This window comes from Roseiarcus sp., from assembly GCF_052145395.1.
Lineage (GTDB): Bacteria > Pseudomonadota > Alphaproteobacteria > Rhizobiales > Beijerinckiaceae > Roseiarcus.
This window is the reverse complement of the sequence record NZ_JBKQOT010000257.1, coordinates 1-3,675: the sequence shown is the minus strand read 5'-3', so window position 1 is coordinate 3,675 and position 3,675 is coordinate 1. Positions and strand designations below refer to the sequence as shown.

General features: G+C 66.6%; 2 protein-coding genes and 1 pseudogene. 1 reads left to right on the top strand and 2 read right to left on the bottom strand.

Annotated elements, in window-relative coordinates:
• A pseudogene (locus ACLP25_RS08720) lies at nucleotides 1-786 on the bottom strand (hypothetical protein); the annotation flags it as partial.
• A 208-nt stretch (nucleotides 787-994) separates the two neighbouring features.
• Nucleotides 995-1,990 (bottom strand): helix-turn-helix domain-containing protein, encoded by a 996-nt coding sequence (locus tag ACLP25_RS08715; RefSeq protein WP_442468811.1) that lies wholly within the window; start codon nucleotides 1,988-1,990, stop codon nucleotides 995-997.
• A 490-nt stretch (nucleotides 1,991-2,480) separates the two neighbouring features.
• Between ACLP25_RS08715 and ACLP25_RS08710 the strand changes: the two genes are divergently transcribed.
• Nucleotides 2,481-3,182, top strand: coding sequence for a PEP-CTERM sorting domain-containing protein (locus ACLP25_RS08710; RefSeq protein WP_442468810.1), 702 nt, complete (start codon nucleotides 2,481-2,483; stop codon nucleotides 3,180-3,182).
• Nucleotides 3,183-3,675: the final 493 nt, after the last annotated feature.

The following is a 3,675-nucleotide window of genomic DNA, read 5'->3' as shown; positions in this document are numbered from 1 at the left end:
GTCGATCAGCGAGGCGGCGTCCTCGGCGACGGCGAGGCTGCGCAACGCGCCGACGAACAGGCCGAGCGCGTGCACCGGCTGGCGCAGATCGTGGCTGGCGGCGGCGAGGAAGGTCGACTTGGCGAGGCTGGCGCGTTCGGCGATCTCCTTCTGCCGCTGAAGATCCTGGGCCAGTTCCTCGGTCTCGATCTGAAGGCGAACCAGTTGCGCGAAGGCGACATTGGCCCGGAGCCCGAGCCCGCCCATGCCGCCGATGAAGATCAGCATCAAGACCGGCGCGAGCCCATGCAGGAGGGGATCAGGCGCGAACACGCCCGATATCGCGAACGGAACGGTCGCCGCCAGAAAAAACGGAACGAAGGTCGGCAGATAGGGACCGAACGCGGTGATCGCGCCCGCGGCCATGCAAAGCGTGTCGATCAGGACCAGTAGGACGACGTCCGCGCGCCCGCCGACCGGCAGCCCGATCGGCGCCCAGCCGAACCCGAGGCCGACCCCGAGGTTGACCAGGGAGAACGCCAGTCCCCAGGCGCGCCAGTTCCGGTTGGCCGAAGACGACCGCCGGTGGAGGGCGCGCAACACGAGATTGGCGAGCGCGCAAGCCAAGATGTACGCCACCCAGGCCGCGGCGGTCCGCGGCTCGACTTGGCCGAGCGCGACCAGCCCTCCGGCGAGGATCGCGGCCGCCGCAGCGGCTGCGACCGCGGCGACCAGGATGAAATCGAACATCGCGTCGACCTGGGCCGCGCCAAGGCGGTCTTGCCTGTTTTCGACGCTGATCGCCATGGCGCGCTTCGTCCCCTGGGGCCTCGCCGATCGTCGATCGCGGGCCGCCGCCCGTCCATCAATGCAGAGAGCGGCATCCCCGGCAACCGGCGCCGCGCTCCCGGAGGGTTTGCTCGGACGGACGTCGCGCCGGCTGGGCGCCTCGGCCGGCCGGACGCCTCCCCACAAAAACGGCGGCGCCGGCCTGTGGGCGACGCTTTTTCCGGCCTCACGGCCGGGATGGGGACAGGCGCGCCTCTCGCGGCGTGCAACTGAAACGCTGCCGGAACATCCGGCTGAAAGAGGAGGGGTCGTCGAACCCACAGGACGAAGCGACGTCGGCGATCGTTTGCCTGTTGTCCGGGTCGCCAAGGGTTTCGTAGGCCCGCGTCAGGCGGCGCTCGGAGATGAACTCCATCACCGAATGGCCGTGCAGTCGAAACAGCCGGTAGATCGCCGAGCGCGAGCAGCCCAGCTTCAGGGCGAGCCACTCCGGCGAAAGTCTACGCAGGCCGAGGTTGCGCTCGACGAGGCGTTCGGCGGCTTCGAACAGCCGGTCGGAAGGCGTATCGGCGGCGCCGTCGAACCGGCGAACGACGAAATCGAGCGTCTGCAGCGCGAATTCGGTGCAAGCGCCGAGCGCCGCCGCGCGCTCGCTCTCCTCCATCGTCGGCAGCGCGTCGACGAAACTGCGCAAGTTGGCGTAGAGCATCGCGGTCAGCGGCGTCTTTGGCAGGATCCGTCCGCCCAGGAACGCCGGGTCGCGGCCGATCGCCGCCGCGACGAGCGGCCTGGAAAGCCGGAAATTGACCTCGCGATATTCGCCGGCGTCCAGCGTCGTCGCCTTGGCGAGATCCACGACGAGAAGGTCGCCGGTCTCGACGCGAAACATCCGGTCCGGCTCTCCGACCCAGGTCTCCCGGCCGATGTGCAAAGCGGCGCTCAGCAGGATCTCGTCGCCGCCGTCGCGCCGGCGGACCTCCGCGGTGCGGCGCAGAATGATCGGGTCGGAACGGCCGTCGCGAATCTGGCTCCTCGCTCCGAAGTAGCCCCTGATCCGGCCGCGGTACGGGGCGCCGAGATCCTCCTCGTGAAAATCCGCGTCGCTGCGGTTGAGCACGCCGAAGCGCCAGAATTCGCGGCTCTGCGCCGCCGGCACCACGACCGTCGACGCCTCGAAATACCGGCTCGGTGCCGCTTTTCGCGCGGGTCCCTTGCTGCTCATCCCCGCAATCCCCCAGCCGGCGGCCCCTCTTTGATTCCCGGATCGACGACCCCAGCGTGGAACGCGGCGCACAGAACACTGACACGCCAGTCCCACCCTCTTCAACAGATATTGCCCGATAGTGCGGAACCGCTATTCGCTTAGCGGAATGGAATTTTGCGGGAAAAGGCGATGAAAACGACATTCCTCAAGACTGTCGCCGCGTGCGCGGCGGCGGCGCTGCCGGTCGGGCTGGCGTCGGGCGGCGCGCTGGCCGCAATCAACCTTGTTCAGTCCCACCGCGCCTGAAAGCGCCTGTGAGCCTGGGACTCCGGCTTGGTTGGGTAGACTGGCGCGCCTCGTTTGGCACGCCGCGCACAGAGGCCTGACACGCCGGTCCTACCCGTTCCGGCAGGTTGACGGGGATAGTTTCGGCGTCTCGACTTATTTTCACATTGCCGCGCCGTTACGAGACGGATCTGACGGCGAAAACGCAAGGGGAAGAGAAGCCATGTCGAAAACAATCGTCACGCGCGCAGGCGTTCTGTGCGCCGCGCTCGCCGGTTCGGCGGTCCTGGTCGGCCCAGCCTCGGCCCAGTTGATCAACGCCGGCCTTGGCAGCGTCGGCCCGGGCGGCAGCCCAGTCACGACCGTCGGCGGCTCGTCAGCATTGAGCGCGGCTTTGGGCTGGTATCAGTTCACCGTCGTGCCGGGCGGCACGCTCACGACGACGCTCGAGACGACTACCGATCCGATGGGCGCCGGGAACATGCTTCATGTCGTGACCGACAGCGGCGACTGGCCGCCGGCCGAGCAAGGCAACGGATTCGGACAAGAGTTCGTCGGCGACAAGGTCTATGCCGACGCGACCCTCACCTACGACATCCAGGTCCTCTCAGGCCAGGTGACCGGCGGGCTGGCGCTGGACGTCGGGTACGGCATCGGCGTTTTCACCAGCTCGACGCCGGTCACTGACGCCACGACGGGCGGATGGGTCCAGGTCACGGATCATTTCACGGGCGCCGATCTCGCGTCGGGCGTGTACTTCGAGACGGAGACCCTGGGGACCGGCGCAACATACAACGTCGACAATATCGCCTTCACCGGAACCGCGGTTCCCGAGCCGACCACGATGACGCTTCTCGCCGCCGGTCTCGGCGGCATGGTCATGCGCCGCCGCAAGGCCAAGACGGCGCGCGCGATCGAAGCTTGAGGAGGCTCCGTGCGCCGCGGGTCGACGACGCTCGAGTGACACGCGGCGCACAGGGAATGGACACGCCTCGCCTACCCGGCTCGAGCTGGTTGAGGCCAATGTCTGCGACCACCGTTCAAGAGGTGGGTTCGTTTCTCAGCAGGCCGTTGAAAAAGTCGAACTCGGACTCATTTTGATTCAGGATTGAACCACCTTCGATTCCTCTTTGTTCTCGGACGTTCCGAGAACAAATGACTTTTTCGACACCCTGTTTAAGAGCCGATCGCAGAGAAGGGGGAAGTTATGGGACAAGAAAATCTACCGATTGGCGCAAAAATACTCGTGGGCGCGGTCGCGGCCTAGAGCCTGTGCAGCCTGTCGTCGAGGGCTTCGGCCGAAGTCGAGGTTTTCACCGGCATCGTCACCTCCGATTCCGAACTCAACGCTTTGGGCGTGTCGGGCTCCGGAGTAAACACGTATGTCGGCCAAATGGTCACAATGACGGTGACGTTCG